Raw genomic sequence first — 17,537 nt, forward strand, 5'->3', positions numbered from 1 at the left:
TTACAGGAAAAATCAATAAATTGAGGAGTAATAAAATGAAAGAACAAAAGCCAAGACCATACAGATTTACAGAAGCAGTAAGTGATGAATTAAATGATGCATTCCAGAATTTAGCCGCGCAAATAATGAAAGATGGAGCATTATCTTCAAAGGAAAAATCAATAATAGCGCTAGCATGTGCAGTAGCTCTCAAATGCGAACACTGTGTAAAAGCCCATAAAAAAAGCGCTTTGGCAGCTGGTGCAAGTATGGAAGAGCTTCTCGAAGCAGGTGCAGTTGCAGGCCAGGTTCGTCTTGGATCAGGTTTAACTTTTGCATCATTCCTTCTTGATGATGATTGAATTAAATAATCCTTATTTTTTCAACCCAATGATACTCTCGCAGTAATTATCACCAGCACACATTCTTTTGGTAAAGATTTGAGTATATTCAGGGTTAAGGGACTCGACAGCGCTGGTGCAGTAAGCTTGACAAAGATCAGGCATGCTAACAACAGGGATGTACATCTCTGCATGAGCATTGAAGTTTGGACAGGTAGTAAAGTGATCTATAACAAGTTCACTGGCTGCATCTTGAACTTCATGTTCCTTTTTTCCCATAATTATCATTCCCACAATTTTCAAACTGTTGCTGATATCTATTGCATTTTTTGAAGGTAATTTCAAAATATCAGCAATTTTTTTTACTTCTTTACCTCTTTCAATCCAGACCATTTCTTCTACATTTTTAACAGTTTTTTCGTCCAGTATTTGCCTGAATGCCGCACCATAACCTAAAAATAAGTTTTTAAATGTCTTTGTTGCAATTTTCCACCTTAATTCCGCAGGTATATCATCAAATTTCATAATATCACCTCCAAAAAAATTAAAAATTTTTTTGGGGTTCAGAAAAATCGGAGATTTTCCTTCAACCTGACTCTTCGATGGTAATAATTTTGTTGGTGATATGCCATAAAATATGTGGTTTTTTTTTGATGCAATATATCTCATAAATTATGCAGTTAGTCTATAAAAAGTACAACAAAATGATAATTAGAAAAATTGATGAATTTTTATAAAAATTAAGGTATAATAAAACTAAATAATTTAAAAAAAATAGTTTGTTGATTTAAATAAAATATTAATGCTAAAGAAGCATTATTTAATATTTAACTTCTTTACATTGTCTATTTCTTCTTGACCAACAGGTATTTCAACTACTGCAGTTCCATGGCAAGGTTTCGTATAAGGAAACAGTACAGTACCTTTTTTTTCATTGATGCCTACAGATATTGGAGGTATTCCAATAATTCTAGCACCTAAAACCTTATCTCCAGGATTAACGTAGATTATTTCAAGAGCATTTTCTTTAATAACTTCGATAGCTTCTTTAAAACCTGTTCTGGCTATTAATACTTTATAATCTTCAGATTCTTGCAAATATGTTTCAAGGCAGAACATAAAATCCCCCTAAGATTGATTAATTCTTATTAAATTTTAAATTCAAAGAGCATTGGATTCTTCAAGCTTTTTGATGGTTTTATCAAATTTCACCCGGAGTGGAGTCGGATTGTGGTAAGCCCTCGCAGATACAATTTCTGCATCTGTACTTTCTGAAACAGTATCTATAAATTCAGCAAGCTTATCCGCATCTTTTTCAAAAACTATAGCTATAGATTTTGTATCAAGTATACTATAAAAAGTTACAAAGTAGGAAACAGCTGCATCTTTGTGAATAAACCCAACAAGAAGATCAAAAGTGCCTTTGTCCAGTTTTTCAATACATGAATCGATATCTACTTTATTTTGAATATATAACTCCTCAGGATCTCCCACTTCCAGCAGTTTCATTGCAGAAGGAGTACTTGCTGTTGTAACTTCGTATCCCATTTTTTTAAGTTTATATGTAACATAAACAGCCATTGGAGTTTGAGAAGGTGATTCAGGGCATCCTAATAATATCAAGGCTTTTTTCATTTTTTTCCTCCTATCCTATTTCAATTTTAACGGGTGGTTCTTTTCACCATCACCACATGGCCCAAAACCAGTGCACCCATAAGCATGAATGTTAAAAGTGCCATTCCATTTATATCCCTGTTAGAGAAAAACAGCCCCATTATTGCCTGGGTTGAAAATGCAGTGAGCGCTCCTATAAGCAAAGCTTCCCTTCCAAGATAATTCCTGTTACCGTTCTCCCTCTTCTCACGGTATGCAGACAGTATTTTGAACCCTACAAAAATCACGCCTGCACAGTATATTAAAAGACATATAAGCCCAAGATAACCGAAATCAAATGTAAAACCAAATGTTCCAGGCAAGAAATAATCTATTACGTCCTTTTTACTTACCAAAACTCCGTAAAATACTGGAAATGGCAAAGTAAGCATCGTAATCAAGGTTAAAGGTAAACTCACATAACCACTGGCAAATCCAGTATCGGCTGAACCCCAGTAACTTGAACCCTGAACATGGCCTAAAAGCGCTGAATTCTTTAAAACCATCGTAATACTTGGGAGAGCATTCTCTTCAAGCCTGCTGAATCTTAAAAGAGGGCTTAATACCGACATATTTAATGCATCAGCTAATAACTGGAGAGCTCCAAAACTTACAACTACTACTCCTACCACTGCAATTACCCTTTTAACTGTAAGGAATGATTTCTGGCGGAAAGACTTTGAAATAATAAATAAACCTATTAAAAGTCCTAAAATCCACAGAACTAAAAAAACCCTATGCACTACGCTTCCAGCAATTGCAATTGCGCCTATAACCATAAATATAAATATTCTTAGATTAGCCACCCTTATACCTACTTCTTTCATCATTGGTAAAGCAGCAAGTAAAGTTACAACGGCAAATAATGCGATTGGACCATAGGGAATACTGAATTCATGAGCATATGACACAAATAAAAGCCCAGCATCAACACCAAACAGCAAGGCAAGTCCTACTGCCAAAATAAGCGTTGCAAAAAGCACGAGACTCAAAGATATTGGAACTATATTAAGCAGTAATATGATTCCTATTTGTATTATAAGTCCTACTTCTATTATGAATTGTAAATGATTTTGAGCGATTAAAACCAATTCTATTCCTCCAGCCCCCTAAGGGACTTACTATTCTATTATTTTGAGTATGATATAATTTAATTTGATGAAATTATTTCCATATTATTAGAAAAATTTAACTCTTAAACCTTCTTAATCTCAAATTTTACTTTTGTATATATTGACTCAACTATACATAAACTCATTTAAAAGTTTTTTGGACAGTTCATTTTATTAATTTATTAAAAACAACCATATTTTGTTTATACTAATATATTTTATTAACGCAGTTATCTATAATGTTTACATTATTTTGACTTTTATCTTTAAAATCTAAATCATGAAAAGATATAGAATTCCAGTTTTATGATTTAATTAAATACACTTTTTTTACATTCTTTTTACAATTACAACATGGCCTATAACCATTGAACCTAAGAATATGAAAGTTACAAGTGCCAACCCATTTATAGACCTATTTTGTAAGAATAATCCTATTATGGCGGGCTGAAAATGCAGTTAAGGCCCCCATAAGTAAAGCTTCCCTTCCAAGATAATTCCTGTTACCGTTCTCCCTCTTCTCACGGTATTCAACAAGTATCTTAAAGCCTACAAAAATTACAGCAGTACACAAAATTAAAAGGAATATGAACCCTGCATATCCAAAATCAAAAGTCCATCCGAATATTCCGGGCAAAAAGTAATCAATTATGTCCCTTTTATTTGACAAAACCCCAAAGAAGATTGGTAACGGCAGACTTAAAAAGGCAATCAATTGATAAGGCAAACTTATGTAACCGCTGGCAAACCCAGTATCATCTATACCCCAGTAACTTGAGCCGGGAACATGGCCAAACAGTACTGCATTTTTTAAAACCATAGTAAGGCTTGGAAGTGAATTTTCTTCAAGCCAGGTAAATCTTAAAAGAGGGCTTAAAACAGCCGTATTTAACACTCCAAACATTAATTCAAGGAATCCAACAGCAGCGATCACCACTGCCCCTACTACAACTGCCCTTTTTACTGTAAAAAATGATTTTCTGTGGAATGATTTTGATATGATGAACAACCCTATCAAAAGCCCTAAAATCCACAGAGCTAAAAAATCCCTATGTACTACGCTTCCAGCAATTGTGATTATAGCTATAAGTAAAAATACAAATACCCTCAGATTAGCCACCATTATACCTACTTCTTTCATCATGGGCAGAGAAGCAAGTAAAGTTACAACTGTAAACAGGACAATTGGACCATATGGATGAGTAAATTCATGTGTGGAAGATAAAAACAAAAGTGAAACTGCATCAATCCCAAATAATAAAGTAAGTCCCACTGATAAAACAAGCGCTGCAAAGAGTACGAGACTCAAAGATAGTGGAACCAAATTAAACAATAGAATAATTCCAACTTGCATTATAAGTGCTATTTCTATTATGAATTGTAAATGATTTTGAGGGATTAAAACCAACTCTACTCCTCCCAGATCCATAGAAGATATTATTTTAATTTTAATTGATTGATAAAAGAATACATAACATCAAAAACATTAAAATTTAATATGGATCTGCCCAATCTTAAAGTTTGTTATTATTAGATTAATTTTAATAAATTAACTGAAAAATTTTGTGGAGCTTAACCTATTGATTTATAAAAAACAACCATATGCTGTCCCATACCATTATAATTCTTAACTGCATTTACACCCAAAATATTTATGGTTTCCCTGCTTTTATCTTCTAGAAATCCCAGTTTTTTATAAAAAGATATGGAATTCCAGTTTACCGGCTTTGTAATTAAATAGATCTTTTTACATTCTTTTAAAGCCGCTTCTTCAGCGAACTTTTCTACCAGTTTCTTTCCAATATGTTTGCCCCTCATTTTCGGGTCAACACATAGGAGATGGATGTATACATCTTCAGGATTTTCCTGAGATATGAATCCTAAAATAAATCCACCTAATTCTCCAGAGGGTAATTCAGCCACAAAAGATGTGCTTCTAAAAAATTTAGTAAATATATGATAAATAGAGTTCCTTTCAGTTTCCATAGGACCGCAGTTTTCTGCCAGATCAGCTATTTCAACAAAATCTTCTTCTAATGTGCTTCTTATTTTAATATCTTCCATATTTTAAGCTCCATCACATTTTTAAAATAAGTACTAAACATTCATGACATGAATGCATCGTAAATATTAATTATTAACTATTAAATCTTTTAATAGATTAAAATCCATAGATTTCTTAAACTAATTGACATACAATGAAATCATAAATATGCCGCCAAAATGAACACAGACAACATTAGGTTTAAATATCATGATGTCGAATTGTTAATATACCTCGATGTTATATTTTATAATATCAAGTTTAAATAAGGGCTGGTAGCTCAGGTGGTAGAGTGTCGCCTTGGCATGGCGGAGGCCCCGGGTTCAAATCCCGGCCAGTCCATTTTTATAATTTAAAAATACAAATTCTGATCAAAGCTGTTTTTATGCCTATTATCAATTAAACAGACTACATTACATTTTTTATACTTAAAAATTTAAAAACTGCACAAAAATAGAAAATAAGAAATTTTAAAAATTAATTAATTATTTTAACCATTTGCAGACCTGTAAATATGATCTACAACCAGATTAAATAGATCCTCTGTTTTTATTTCTTTTACGTTCCGGCCATCCGATAACAATTCAAATGCAATATCTATAATTTCGTCTACATTTGTAGATCTCTTCATAAAGCCGTTATCTACATAATATTTATCCACAGATAATAATTTTCCAGGGTAACATGAAATAACCGGAGTGCCTAAAAGTACAGCTTCCCTGTTCATCGTTCCCCCAGCGCCGATTACAAGATCGCATTTTTTCATGAGGCTGAAGGTATCTACAGGAGGTTCTATTAAAGTGACGTCAGGATCGTTTTCAAATATCTGCTGCTGTTCTTTAAATCGCGGGATCACCAGTATATTCGCATGGTCTTTTAATGCATCCACAATTGGTGATAAAACAGATGTTTTACAATCTGCATCCAAATAAGATGCAAGAGCAGGCTCAGTTCTCATTAAAATTGTTTTTTCTTTCTTTAAATTTAATTCCAGATCATCAAAGATATTTTCATTATATTTAAAGTCTTTAAAATGAGTAAGTTCAGAAGTACCAGTATACCTGATTAAACTGTTTGGATCAGCACCTGTTTTAAGAACATCCCACACATCAATCGCTTTAGGGATTACTATTTTATCACAAAGGGATAATGTAAGCTTATTTGCAGCTATAGCATGTTCATTATCTAAAACGAAAACACTTGGTATTCCTAAACCAAATGCAACTCTTGGAAGCTCAATTGAGTGTTTTGACACTGCCACATCGGGTTTTTCTTTTGCAATTAGTTTTGAAAGCTCATAAGCTCTTTTTGTACTTTCTTCAAGTTTTTGTGATAATGTAACTCCATGTTTTCCAACCGATGTGTACTCTATTTCAAAAAGGTCAAGGAGTTTATGTATATCTCCAAATTTACGAGTTGTTATAAAAACCTCTTCCCCTTCATTTTTCAAATAATCAATTATACTCTTAAAAAATCTCACATGCGGCGCATTTACTAAATCAATCCAAACTTTCAATACATCACCTGCTATTGGCCCCAGTTAGGCTTCATCCATAAATTTCTGGATGCTTTGTATAATCTCATCCAGCCCTTTACCAGTCTTGAGACTACTTTTTATGACTATCGCATCAGGATTAAGCTCTAAAACATCATTAACCATTTTGTTTTCGTCAGCACCTACCGCTTCTGCAATATCGACTTTATTAATAACCACAATATCCGCATCCTTAAAGATCAGAGGATGCTTTTCAGCTGTATCGTCCCCTTCGCTCACACTTATTACAACCATCCTTATATGGGATCCAAGGTCAAAATCAACCGGGCAGATAAGGTTTCCAACATTTTCTATGAAAAGTAATTCCATATCATCAAGTGGAAGGTCATGAAGAGCATGTTCTACAAGATGAGCATCTAAATGACATTCTTTTCCAGTGTTAAGCCCTACAACAGGCACATCGTGTTTTTCAATTCTTCCGGCGTCGAACCTGCTTATTACGTCACCTGCTATGACACCTATTTTGTAATCCATTTTTTCTATGAGCGCTTCTATAAGTGATGTCTTTCCAGAGCCTATTGCCCCTAAAAAATCAACTGCAAATACGCCTGCTTTATCGAATATTTTCTGATTTCTTTTGGCAAGTTTCTTATTTGCAACCATGATATCATGTTGTATTTCTACTTCAGCTATTTTATGCATCTTCATCCTCCTTCTCTATTTTAATAGTTTTAACGTTACATTCTCTTCCTTTAATTATTTCAACATTCCGTTCTTCACATTCAGGACAGGTAACAATTGGTACATAATGATCTGAATCATCTGAAACAGCCAGTCCTTCAAAGTCACAGGATCTGCATTTTATCTCAATCGGAATTTCGTTAACTATAACTTCAGCATTCTCAAGAAGAGTATCTTCACTTAATACTTCAATCATAAACTTAAGCTGTTCTGGATTAAGCATGGCAAGTTTTCCAACTTCTATGGTTACTTCAGTAATTTCCTGAGCGTCATTTTTCTCTGCAACATCAATTGCAGTCTTTACTATGGCATCAGCCATTGAAAGTTCATGCATTCTAATACACCATCCTTCAAAGTATAGTACTTAATAAAAAATTTATTAATCAATCGTTATATGATTAAAAATGTTACCATTCAATTATTTCATAGAACTGAATTCAATTTACATATAATTTCTTATCTTATAGAACTATATGTATAAAATACTTATTAATAAAGTTAGCAAAATATAGAATAGTTAACTTCATTACGATTATGAACTCTACTAAATAATTAAAATTCTAATTTCAATTACATAATAGGTTAATTTCATAATATTAAAAGTTTTACATCCACATAAACATATAAATAAATAATTTCATCTTTAAAATAGAAATATAAATAAATTAACCAGTTATAATAATGAAATACGGTTGAATTTTAATTGTATTTATAAATTAATTTGACTTAACATCCCTGCAAATATATTTAAGTAGATTATATTATACGTCAATTTAATAAGTTCATTTACAGGTTGGTTTAACCGGTTATACTAAACTACAACTAAATTTTAATTGTATTAATAAATTAATTTGACTTTACATCCCTAAAATAATTCTATTAATGGAAAATTTAAGTAGATTATATGCCAATTTAAGTTCATTTATGGATTGGTTTAACCGATTATATTAAACTACAAATAAATTTTAATTGTATTTATAAATTAATTTAGTTTTACATCCATGCAAATGTAATTAAATAAGTTCTTAATGAATAATCTAAGTAGATTATATGCCAATTTTAACTATAAGTTAATTCATAGATTGGTTTTAATACTCATTGTAAACATATAATTAAGTAATTCTCTTAAAATATAAAGTTAAATAAATTAATTGATTATATCTATAAAGTATAGGTGATTTTAATGATTATAGGTGGATCCGCTTCACAAAAATTAGCTGCAAAGATCGCGAAAGAACTTGAATGTCCCTTAATCCCAATAGAAACCAAAAGATTCCCAGATGGCGAACGATATGTCCGTATAAAAGGACAAGTGGATGAAGAAGTAACTGTTGTCCAATCAACAGGTTATCCTCAGGATGAAAATTTAATAGAACTTTTTTTAATTCTTAAAAATTTAAAGAGTATGGGCGTTAAAAAAATAAAAGTTGTAATTCCTTATTTTGGATACGGAAGACAAGAAAGGCGCTTTAAAAGTGGAGAAGCCGTTTCAGCTGTTATAATTGCAAATTTACTTGAAGCTGCAGGTGCTGATGAAATATTCTGTATAAATTTACATGAAGACAATATCAGGGAATTCTTCCAGATCCCAGTACATAACTTATCTGCAATGAAACCAATAGCAGATCATATTAAAGAAACCATTAACGACCCCGTAATTGTTGCACCAGATAAAGGTGCACTTGGATTTGCCCGGGAAATTGCTGAAATTCTTGGTTGTGAATATGATTATCTTGAGAAAACAAGGTTATCTCCAGAAGTTGTAGAAACAAAACCAAAAAATCTTGATGTTAAAGGGAAGGAAGCTGTTATAATTGACGATATTATAAGCACTGGTGGTACAATAGTTAACGCTTCAAAAATTTTAAAAGAACATGGCGCAACAAAGGTAATTGTATCATGCGTTCACCCAGTACTGGTTGAAGATGCACTGCTTAAAATATTTGCAGCGGATGTTGATGATGTAATTGCCACAGATACCCTGCGATCAGATGTGAGCCTGATTTCTGTAGCTCAAATTGTTGCTGATGCAATAAAATAATTAAATTTTTTTTAAATTTCATTTTTTTAAGTAATATCTAATTAAATCCAATGAAATTGTTTATCATTTTCCAGGTTTATTCCTAGTTTCCATAGACTTATGATTTTGGCCGTCGTGGCCTCTGGTTTTATTTTCTAAGGCATCCAATATATAACGAGGCTTATTTCCATATTTTTCAATATAAAATTTAATTTTTTCATCATCAATGCATGAAAAATGATTTTTTACTATTTTTATTGTTTCTTCCTCAGAATAAGATATTTCAATCACATCAAAAAATATCTTTAAAAACAGAGAAAGTATTTTAGAAAAAATACTGAAATCCGTGATTAAATCATATTTATACCCTCTAATCTCAATGGCCCATGTCATGTGCACGACTAAATTTATTTGAAGCAGTTTTCTCTTATTTATCAAGTACTGGAACAATATGATCAAATAAAATGGAATTGATTTTAAACCTTTATTTTTAATCCATTCACCAAGCCCGATCTTTTTTTCATTTAAAGATTCAGAATCAAGTATCTTATCTGCTACCAGTACAACATCATAGTTTGAAAGTCTATTAAATATTTCTTCTTTTCTTTCAATGCCAAAATCTTCTTTTATTCCATTTATTAATTCTTTATAAACACCTAATGAACTTTTTTTTGTGTTGTCTAAAAATAAAACTGGTTCATAATAACTTAAATCAAGTTTTTCCAAAGCCTTATAAATATTAGATGATTTACCAGTTCCAGGAGATCCTATAACCAGAATAGCCCTGCCCTTATCATATTTTAACTCTTTCAATCTTATACATAGCTTTAAAAATGAATCCGTTATCACAAAGTCGCCGTTGTCCCTGGAAGAAATTACTTTATGATTTTCCATAATATAATATTTGTCTATTTGTTCATATCTATTTTATATTTAATATGAAAAATATAACTGTAATTATTGATTTTTTATACACTCCACTATTTAAAAAGACAAATAATCACTTTTTAGATTTTCAATTTGATTAACTGAACGATTTAAAATAAAGATTACCTTTTTTCAAATCAAAATTAATAATAAAAATGAAAAATATATTAATACAAAAGATGATTTAAATAGGTGAGAGAAAAAATGATTAAATGGAAAGCCATAATTATTGGGTTTATTCTAGCGATAATATTAACTATACTTTTTGGAGCTGCAGGAGGAACAGTTGGTTTTTATTTAGGCGTGTTTATAGCAGGTATAGCCGTTGGTTACATCGTTGATGTAAATATAAAAAATGGTGCCACACATGGGGCTATTACAGGACTAATTACAGGGATAGTTTCCGCAGTATTAAGTATAATAGTAGTTTTAGCTTATGGTGCAGGAGGAATGTTATTAGGATTAAATGTAGTTGCTGAACTAATATTATCACTCATCTTATGGACAGTTCTAGGAGCAATCGGTGGAGTTATAGGTACTATAATAACCGAAAGGCTATGGCAAACGGTTTTCACAAGGGGAATGATGGGCAGAACAGCCAGTACTGACGCTCCAGAAAAAATGAAACCAAAAATTGAATTTACAAGGGAAAATATCACAAAATGTTTATGTCCACAATGCCCAGTTCAGGCTGAAAGCGAATGCGCGCAAACAAAAATGAAAATGCTTCAAGAATCCATGAGGGGTATGAGTCCAGAACCTTCAGATGTTCCAGGAGTTTACTGTGCAACAGGAACAGCAACATGTAGTGATCTTAACCCAAGCAAAATGTGTAACTGCCCTAACTGTGATGTATTCAAAGAAAATAACTTAGAACAAGGAGAACCTAATGGATACTTCTGCCAAAAAGGGGCTGTAAAATAAGCGTTTTAAAATAAATATGGTCTACGTAAAAAAAAAGAATTTAATTAAAAAGTGAAATCAATTTCACTTTTTATTTGCAGGTTCCATATTTGCAGACTTACCTTTTATTTTACATCTGCTCATTAAGGATAAGACTTCACCTGCATTTTCCTCTGGAATTTCAACAAATGAGAATTTGTCAAAAACATCTATTTTGCCAATTATCTTGCTTGAAAGTCCTGTTTCTTCTGCAATGCCCCGGACAATATCTTTCGCTTTTACCCTCTGTTTACGTCCAACGTTGATAAAGAACCTTACCATTCCTGGACTTGCACCAGTATCTCCAAAGCCTTCATCTCCAGATTCTTTCTGGTCTTTTTTGGTCATTATCATCTTTAGAAGAGCAGCAGCTATTTCAATAGAAGTATAATCCTCTTTAATTAATCTTTCAATTTTTGCAGTGTAATCCTCTAGATCTTCTGTGTTTATGACGTGTTTTATATCATCTAAGAACATATTTGTCTTGATTTTTTTAACATCACTTAAAGATGGGATTCTATGCTGTTCAATTTTTGTTTTGGTGAATTTTTGTATATCCCTAAGCTGATAAATCTCTCTACCTGAAGCAAATGTGAATGCACGGCCAGATTTACCTGCACGACCTGTTCTACCTATCCTATGTACATAATACTCATCGTCGTTAGGCACATCATAGTTAAATACAGCTTCCACATCACCTACGTCAATTCCACGGGCTGCAACATCTGTTGCAACAAGGATCTCAATCTGGCCTGATCTGAATTTGGACATGACTCTATCCCTCTGTCCTTGAGTCATATCTCCATGAAGTCCATCTGCAAGGTATCCCCTTACCTGAAGGTGAGTTACAAGAGTATCAACCCTTCTTTTGGTATTACAAAATACCAGAGATAGCTGAGGGTTATATATATCTATTAAACGGGACAAAAGTTCTAATTTCATTTTCTCTTTAACTTCAAAGTATATCTGCTGAATTTCTGGAACTGTCATCTGCTGGTGAATGACCTTTAAAAATTCAGGATTGTTCTGATATCTTTTAGTTAAATTTAAAATTGCTTTAGACATGGTGGCAGAGAAAAGAAGAGTCTGTCTTTCTTTAGGCATGTCCTGTAAAACTGTTTCTATATCTTCCCTAAATCCCATATCTAACATTTCATCTGCTTCATCAAGGACCATAATTTTAACGTTGTTCATTTTTAAGGTTCCACGGCGCATATGATCCATTACTCGTCCAGGAGTACCTATAATGATCTGTACTCCTTTTTTAAGAGATTTAAGCTGCCTTTCAATTGGCTGGCCACCGTAAATTGGTAAAACATTGAGTTTTCTCATGTATTTTGAGAGCTTTCTAATTTCTTCAGCTACCTGAATTGCAAGCTCTCTTGTAGGGCATAAAATTACAGCTTGTAAATTTTTATTATCCGGATCTACCATTTCTAAAGCAGGTATTCCAAATGCTGCTGTTTTTCCAGTTCCTGTTTGAGCCTGTCCTATAACATCTTTTCCATCCAATATATATGGAATTGCAAGTGATTGAATCGGGGTTGCTTCTTCAAATCCCATATCTACAATAGCTCGTTTGATCTCGTCTGAGAGATCTAAGTCAAAAAATCTTAATTTTTCCATCTTTATCGTTCCTTCAGTTTCTATTTATAATTAATTAAGGCAAATATTAAAATGCGTGTAATCAAAATCAGCATAACAATAATTTATCCTAAATATTTATAATATTTATATAATCCTTTTAAAATATATAATCATTTTAAAGTATATCCATTTAAAATAAAGACTATTTTAAATTTAAAAATAAATGAAAGGAAAATTCCTTTCAAAATTCAACCTAATGAGTTGTTGGTTTTTGTAAACCTATGTTAGGTACCATATTGGTAATTTTCTGCATTCTGTCAAGAAGGCCTTTTTTATCCTTTCCAATTAATGCATGTTCCAGTACATCACTCATGGTTTCTACAGGAATTATTTCAATTTTACTTCTGTATCTTTCCTCAATCAGAACATCATTCATATTTGATTTAGGTATTAAAACCTTTTTAATTCCTGATTCTGCTGCAGCTTCAATTTTACCAGTCACTCCACCTACAGGGAGAACATCTCCTCTGACACTTAATGAACCAGTAAGTGCAACTGACTGGTCTACTGGAATGTTTTCCAGTGACGAAATTACTGCTGTAGCTACTGAAACACTTGCACTGTCTCCTTCAACACCTTCATAAGACTGCAGGAACTGTATGTGTATATCATAGCTTGATATATCTGTTCCAGTATGCTTTTTAATTAAAGCGCTGACGTTTTGAACAGCTTCTTTGGCAATTTCACCAAGTTTACCTGTGGCAATGATCTTACCTTCAGATTTACTTTGGGCAGGAGCAGCTTCAGCAACTATTGGAAGAATTATACCGCTCCTATCTCCAATTATTGCAAGACCATTTACAGTACCTATTTTTCCACCTTCAGATGCAAAAGTTTCGTATTGTTTTTTCTGGCCAATGTAACGATCTGCAATTTGCTGTTCAAGTGTCCTTGCAAGTTTTTTAGCACCAAGTACATGCTCTAAAGTGACATGCTCTGCACCTTCTCCTTTTGCAATATCACCTGCAGCCCTTACAAGACCACCTAAATCTCTTAATCTTAAAGTAAGTGTATCTTTTTTACCGGCTCTTCTTTGAGCTTCCCTTATAATCTCAGCAACTGCTTCTCTACTAAAGTGAGGTATCCTACCATCTTTTTCAACTTCTTGAGCTACAAATTGAACCAATTTATCCCTATTTTCAGGTGTGTCCGGCATTGAATCTTTCATAAAGACTTCATAACCGTATCCACGTATTCTTGACCTAAGTGCTATGTGCATTCCTTCAAGTACCTTGAGGTTTCCAGATGCTACAAGTACAAAATCACATGGAACTGCCTGGGATCTAACCATTGCCCCACTGCTTGTTTCACTTTGCCCAGTTATTGAGTATTTCTTTTCCTGCATAGCCGTCAGTAACTCTTGTTGAGTTTTCATATGCATGGTCCCAATTTCGTCCACGTAAAGAACACCTTTGCTGGCTTTGTGAATCATTCCAGCTTCAACACGTTCGTGGGCAGGAGTTCCTAACCCTCCTGATTGATATGGGTCGTGCCTTACATCACCTAAAAGAGCCCCTGCATGTGCACCTGTTGCGTCAATGAAAGGGGCAGTAATGTTGTTTTCATTGCTTACAAGAAGCTTAGGAATCATAACTGTAGTTCTAGGTTTTATTTGTAGAAGTGCAACAAAAACAATTGCTGCTGCTATTAAAGCCATGAAAAATTGGTTCACCACAAATCCCACGATTAATATAAATGAGATTATGATCATTGTGAACATGTTCTTCCTTTCTTCCTGGGATTTTGCTTTGGCTTTGTAGTTTGCAACTATTTTTTTACCTTCCCCAGCAGGCATAGTCCCAATTAGAGGGTTATGATTATCTTCAATATTTGGATAAACCAGGATATCTTGAAGTTCCTCCGGAGGGAGCAGTTCTGCCATTCCCTTTGCAAGCATGGATTTACCAATTCCAGGTTCTCCAATTAAAAGAACATTCCTTCTCTGTTTTGCAGCTTTCTTAATAGTCTCAACTGCTTCTTCTTGACCTATGATTTGATCAATGATCTTTTCAGGGACTTTAATTTCCTCTGATGTTTTATAAGTTCTTAAATTGAATGAATTTGAGCTTGAACTTGAGTCTGAATTTAGATTTGCCATGATTCATGACAACCTCCTATTTTCATTTTATATTTAAAAAATCAACATTTTTATTTTATAATAACTTTATGGAATATTAACTTTATTGATATATAATATTGTTATATATAAATATCTACTTTTCGTTTCTTGAATTTAAAAATATTTCACTTTAACTTTAACCAATTAATTATTTTAAATTCTTTTTAGAATAATTTTATGACTGATTTCATATTTATAATTGTTGAGATCAGTTTCTATAATTTCCTTGATGTCTGCAAAACAAATTTTAACATCAATTAGAATAAAACTCATTATTCAAAAATTTTTCTAAAAGCTAACCATGCATTTTTGAATAAATGCAAGATAAAGTGATAAATGAGTTTATTTACCTACTTACTTAGTTGAATATGCATTTTTATTTTATTTATAAATGGAATAATCAATTAGAATTCACACTATATAACCCTTTTGCAATAAAATGAAAATATCTAAAAATAACGTTATATCAATTCAAATAATAAGCAATCCTACTCTTTTTCAATTTTACTTCCTAATCTTATACTTTGTATTGCTCCACCGCTGATCATTTCTTTAATATTGTCAGCATACTCTACAATGAAATTTAAGTTTTTAAATTCAATAGCAATTATTTTGGCATGTATTGAATTGCCATTTAAAAGTATAATAGTGGCCTCTTCCCCTTTAAAATTTTTAAGCTCATCAAAAAAGGCACTTTCAGTCTTAGATACAGTTTTAGGTACTTCAATCTTTTTGCCCATCACAATTATCCCCTCAACTTGATTTTTTGGCGCAGCAAATTACTTTGAAATACAGAAGTTTCCATAATATCATATCCTACGTATTACTATTTTTAGAAATTATAACATAATAAAATTACTTTTAATATAATTGAAAACAATATTGAAACAATTTTAAAATATTTACAATTAACTTTAAAATTAAATGTAGATCATTTTAAATTTAACATATACGGAGGCTGAATTTTGCGTTCTGATAAAACCAAATGCATAATGGTACAGGGAACTTCATCAAATGCTGGAAAAAGTGTTGTTGTAGCCGCACTTTGTAGAATATTTTCAAAGAGAGGGTACAATGTTGCACCGTTTAAATCTCAAAACATGTCCCTTAACTCATATACAACTCATGAAAATGCAGAAATAGCAATTGCACAGGTTCTGCAGGCTGAAGCCGCAGGTGTTGAACCTTCATACCACATGAACCCAATCCTCCTTAAACCAAAGGAAGATTTCATATCCCAGGTAATAGTGCATGGAAAACCTGTTAATGATATGAATTTTTATGATTACCAGAATTCATTTAGAGAAAAAGCTTTAAAAGCTATAAAAACATCTTTAGATACGCTAAAGGAAAAGTATAATATAATAGTGATAGAAGGTGCAGGTTCTCCTGCAGAAATAAATATGCTGGACAAAGACCTTGCAAACATGAAAATAGCAGAAATAGCAGATGCCGATGTTATATTAGTTGCAGATATTGATAGAGGCGGGGTTTTTGCATCAATTGCAGGAACATTTGCCCTGCTTCCTGAAAAAGACAGGAAAAGGATAAAAGGAATAATTATCAACAAATTCAGAGGTAATCTGGACATATTAATTCCAGGAATACGTCAAATTGAAGAAATTGTAGGGGCTCCAGTACTTGGAGTTTTACCATATGATGAAAGCTTAAAACTTCCAGAAGAAGATTCTGCATCATTATCAGAACGAAAATACAGTAAAAACGAAAAAATAACCGTTGGAGTAATGCGTCTCCCAAGGATCTCTAACTTTACAGATATAGATCCCCTCGAATATGAACCTGATGTTGGTATAAAATTAATAGAAATGGGGAATGAAATAGGGAAAGTAGATGCATTGGTACTTCCTGGAACAAGAAACACTGTTAATGATATGGTAGCTTTAAATGAAGCTGGTTTTACAGATGAAATTGCCAATTTGTCGGAAGAAATACCTGTTTTCGGAATATGCGGCGGATATCAGATGCTTGGAAAAGAGATAATCGATGAATCGTTTAAAGAATCCAAATACGGCAGTGTCAAAGGAATTGGCATTTTAGATGCTAAAACTAAATTTGACAGAATTGACAAAATTGTCACTCAAAGCAGAGCAAGCATACTTGGAAATGGAATATTTAAAGAAATAAAAGGAGATTCTGTAAAGGGATACGAACTGCATGAAGGCCTTACAATTCTTGGAGAATCCAAACCACTATTTAAGGTCATTGAAGGATGTGGAAATCACCCATCATCTCCATATGATGGTGCAGTGAATGGTTATACTGCAGGTACATATCTTCACGGAATATTCCACAATTTCACATTTAGAAGGTTCTTTACAGATTATTTAAGGGCTCAAAGCGGTCTTGATATGCTCGGTTTTAGTGAAGACAATTTTGAGAACCTTAAGAAGTATTCAATCGATAGGCTTGCTGAAATCGTTGAAAACAACGTGGAATTAAAATTAATTGAAGAATCTATTGAAAAAAGAGTATAAAAATAAAAAATATAATTTATTT

General features: G+C 32.7%; 16 protein-coding genes, 1 tRNA gene and 1 pseudogene. 5 read left to right on the forward strand and 13 right to left on the reverse strand.

From position 1 onward, the window contains the following. Positions 1-35: 35 nt before the first annotated feature. Entirely contained in the window at positions 36-341 is a 306-nt protein-coding gene (locus tag AAGU07_RS13535; protein WP_342459634.1) for a carboxymuconolactone decarboxylase family protein, read from the forward strand. Between the two features lie 12 nt (positions 342-353). On the opposite strand, the gene AAGU07_RS13540 is transcribed toward AAGU07_RS13535, so the two are convergent. The 6 genes and pseudogenes from AAGU07_RS13540 to AAGU07_RS13565 all read right to left on the reverse strand — a co-directional run bounded on the left by AAGU07_RS13540 (position 354) and on the right by AAGU07_RS13565 (position 5,149). Next, the gene (locus AAGU07_RS13540; protein ID WP_342459635.1) at positions 354-845 is read right to left on the reverse strand and encodes a hypothetical protein; all 492 of its coding nucleotides are present in this window, start codon (positions 843-845) and stop codon (positions 354-356) included. A gap of 291 nt (positions 846-1,136) precedes the next feature. Beyond that, complete coding sequence (locus AAGU07_RS13545) at positions 1,137-1,439, reverse strand: DUF1894 domain-containing protein (RefSeq protein WP_048080812.1); 303 nt, start codon at positions 1,437-1,439, stop codon at positions 1,137-1,139. Positions 1,440-1,481: 42 nt separating this feature from the next. Further along, on the reverse strand, positions 1,482-1,955 hold the full coding sequence (locus AAGU07_RS13550; protein ID WP_342459636.1) for a DUF1890 domain-containing protein: 474 nt from the start codon (positions 1,953-1,955) through the stop codon (positions 1,482-1,484). 26 nt (positions 1,956-1,981) lie between these two features. Next, on the reverse strand, positions 1,982-3,064 hold the full coding sequence (locus AAGU07_RS13555; RefSeq protein ID WP_342459637.1) for a hypothetical protein: 1,083 nt from the start codon (positions 3,062-3,064) through the stop codon (positions 1,982-1,984). Between the two features lie 351 nt (positions 3,065-3,415). Further along, positions 3,416-4,493 (reverse strand): annotated as a pseudogene (locus AAGU07_RS13560) (hypothetical protein). Positions 4,494-4,657: 164 nt separating this feature from the next. Then, entirely contained in the window at positions 4,658-5,149 is a 492-nt protein-coding gene (locus tag AAGU07_RS13565) for a GNAT family N-acetyltransferase (protein ID WP_342459638.1), read from the reverse strand. Positions 5,150-5,398: 249 nt separating this feature from the next. Between AAGU07_RS13565 and AAGU07_RS13570 the strand changes: the two genes are divergently transcribed. Next, positions 5,399-5,471: transfer RNA gene (locus tag AAGU07_RS13570), tRNA-Ala, on the forward strand. 148 nt (positions 5,472-5,619) lie between these two features. On the opposite strand, the gene AAGU07_RS13575 is transcribed toward AAGU07_RS13570, so the two are convergent. The 3 genes from AAGU07_RS13575 to hypA are packed head-to-tail and all read right to left on the reverse strand — an operon-like array spanning position 5,620 to position 7,699. Next, the gene (locus tag AAGU07_RS13575) at positions 5,620-6,645 is read right to left on the reverse strand and encodes a DUF354 domain-containing protein (protein WP_342459639.1); all 1,026 of its coding nucleotides are present in this window, start codon (positions 6,643-6,645) and stop codon (positions 5,620-5,622) included. Positions 6,646-6,669: 24 nt separating this feature from the next. Next, positions 6,670-7,326, reverse strand: a complete 657-nt coding sequence (hypB, locus tag AAGU07_RS13580; RefSeq protein WP_342459640.1) for a hydrogenase nickel incorporation protein HypB — start codon at positions 7,324-7,326, stop codon at positions 6,670-6,672. Beyond that, positions 7,319-7,699: a hydrogenase maturation nickel metallochaperone HypA gene (gene hypA / locus AAGU07_RS13585; protein WP_342459641.1), complete on the reverse strand. Its 381-nt coding sequence runs from the start codon at positions 7,697-7,699 to the stop codon at positions 7,319-7,321. The genes hypB and hypA overlap by 8 nt, the downstream gene beginning before the upstream one ends. Before the next feature lie 849 nt (positions 7,700-8,548). Between hypA and AAGU07_RS13590 the strand changes: the two genes are divergently transcribed. Further along, complete coding sequence (locus AAGU07_RS13590) at positions 8,549-9,406, forward strand: ribose-phosphate diphosphokinase (protein ID WP_342459642.1); 858 nt, start codon at positions 8,549-8,551, stop codon at positions 9,404-9,406. Between the two features lie 63 nt (positions 9,407-9,469). Here AAGU07_RS13590 and AAGU07_RS13595 read toward each other — a convergent pair whose 3' ends face one another. Continuing rightward, on the reverse strand, positions 9,470-10,279 hold the full coding sequence (locus tag AAGU07_RS13595; protein WP_342459643.1) for a hypothetical protein: 810 nt from the start codon (positions 10,277-10,279) through the stop codon (positions 9,470-9,472). A gap of 237 nt (positions 10,280-10,516) precedes the next feature. On the opposite strand from AAGU07_RS13595, the gene AAGU07_RS13600 reads away from it, so the two are divergent. Further along, on the forward strand, positions 10,517-11,236 hold the full coding sequence (locus tag AAGU07_RS13600; protein WP_342459644.1) for a DUF5518 domain-containing protein: 720 nt from the start codon (positions 10,517-10,519) through the stop codon (positions 11,234-11,236). Positions 11,237-11,299: 63 nt separating this feature from the next. Here the strand turns inward: AAGU07_RS13600 and AAGU07_RS13605 are convergent, their stop codons facing one another. The 3 genes from AAGU07_RS13605 to AAGU07_RS13615 form a co-directional block, all read right to left on the reverse strand. Further along, entirely contained in the window at positions 11,300-12,880 is a 1,581-nt protein-coding gene (locus AAGU07_RS13605) for a DEAD/DEAH box helicase (protein ID WP_342459645.1), read from the reverse strand. Positions 12,881-13,094: 214 nt separating this feature from the next. Next, a complete protein-coding gene (gene lonB, locus AAGU07_RS13610) occupies positions 13,095-14,999 on the reverse strand; it encodes an ATP-dependent protease LonB (protein ID WP_342459646.1) in 1,905 nt (634 codons plus the stop codon). 509 nt (positions 15,000-15,508) lie between these two features. Continuing rightward, on the reverse strand, positions 15,509-15,760 hold the full coding sequence (locus AAGU07_RS13615) for a hypothetical protein (protein ID WP_342459647.1): 252 nt from the start codon (positions 15,758-15,760) through the stop codon (positions 15,509-15,511). 252 nt (positions 15,761-16,012) lie between these two features. Between AAGU07_RS13615 and cobQ the strand changes: the two genes are divergently transcribed. Beyond that, positions 16,013-17,515, forward strand: coding sequence for a cobyric acid synthase CobQ (gene cobQ / locus AAGU07_RS13620; protein WP_342459850.1), 1,503 nt, complete (start codon positions 16,013-16,015; stop codon positions 17,513-17,515). Positions 17,516-17,537 lie beyond the last annotated feature (22 nt).

The organism is Methanobacterium sp. (assembly GCF_038562635.1).
Lineage (GTDB): Archaea > Methanobacteriota > Methanobacteria > Methanobacteriales > Methanobacteriaceae > Methanobacterium_D.

What these genes read in the sequence shown, in the direction of transcription:
- AAGU07_RS13615 (WP_342459647.1), bottom strand. Translation starts at nt 15,760, where the DNA reads ATGGGCAAAAAGATTGAAGTACCTAAAACTGTATCTAAGACTGAAAGT.
- lonB (WP_342459646.1), bottom strand. Translation starts at nt 14,999, where the DNA reads ATGGCAAATCTAAATTCAGACTCAAGTTCAAGCTCAAATTCATTCAAT.
- hypB (WP_342459640.1), bottom strand. Translation starts at nt 7,326, where the DNA reads ATGCATAAAATAGCTGAAGTAGAAATACAACATGATATCATGGTTGCA.
- cobQ (WP_342459850.1), top strand. Translation starts at nt 16,013, where the DNA reads ATGGTACAGGGAACTTCATCAAATGCTGGAAAAAGTGTTGTTGTAGCC.
- AAGU07_RS13595 (WP_342459643.1), bottom strand. Translation starts at nt 10,279, where the DNA reads ATGGAAAATCATAAAGTAATTTCTTCCAGGGACAACGGCGACTTTGTG.
- hypA (WP_342459641.1), bottom strand. Translation starts at nt 7,699, where the DNA reads ATGCATGAACTTTCAATGGCTGATGCCATAGTAAAGACTGCAATTGAT.
- AAGU07_RS13590 (WP_342459642.1), top strand. Translation starts at nt 8,549, where the DNA reads ATGATTATAGGTGGATCCGCTTCACAAAAATTAGCTGCAAAGATCGCG.
- AAGU07_RS13565 (WP_342459638.1), bottom strand. Translation starts at nt 5,149, where the DNA reads ATGGAAGATATTAAAATAAGAAGCACATTAGAAGAAGATTTTGTTGAA.
- AAGU07_RS13550 (WP_342459636.1), bottom strand. Translation starts at nt 1,955, where the DNA reads ATGAAAAAAGCCTTGATATTATTAGGATGCCCTGAATCACCTTCTCAA.
- AAGU07_RS13535 (WP_342459634.1), top strand. Translation starts at nt 36, where the DNA reads ATGAAAGAACAAAAGCCAAGACCATACAGATTTACAGAAGCAGTAAGT.
- AAGU07_RS13605 (WP_342459645.1), bottom strand. Translation starts at nt 12,880, where the DNA reads ATGGAAAAATTAAGATTTTTTGACTTAGATCTCTCAGACGAGATCAAA.
- AAGU07_RS13545 (WP_048080812.1), bottom strand. Translation starts at nt 1,439, where the DNA reads ATGTTCTGCCTTGAAACATATTTGCAAGAATCTGAAGATTATAAAGTA.
- AAGU07_RS13600 (WP_342459644.1), top strand. Translation starts at nt 10,517, where the DNA reads ATGATTAAATGGAAAGCCATAATTATTGGGTTTATTCTAGCGATAATA.
- AAGU07_RS13540 (WP_342459635.1), bottom strand. Translation starts at nt 845, where the DNA reads ATGAAATTTGATGATATACCTGCGGAATTAAGGTGGAAAATTGCAACA.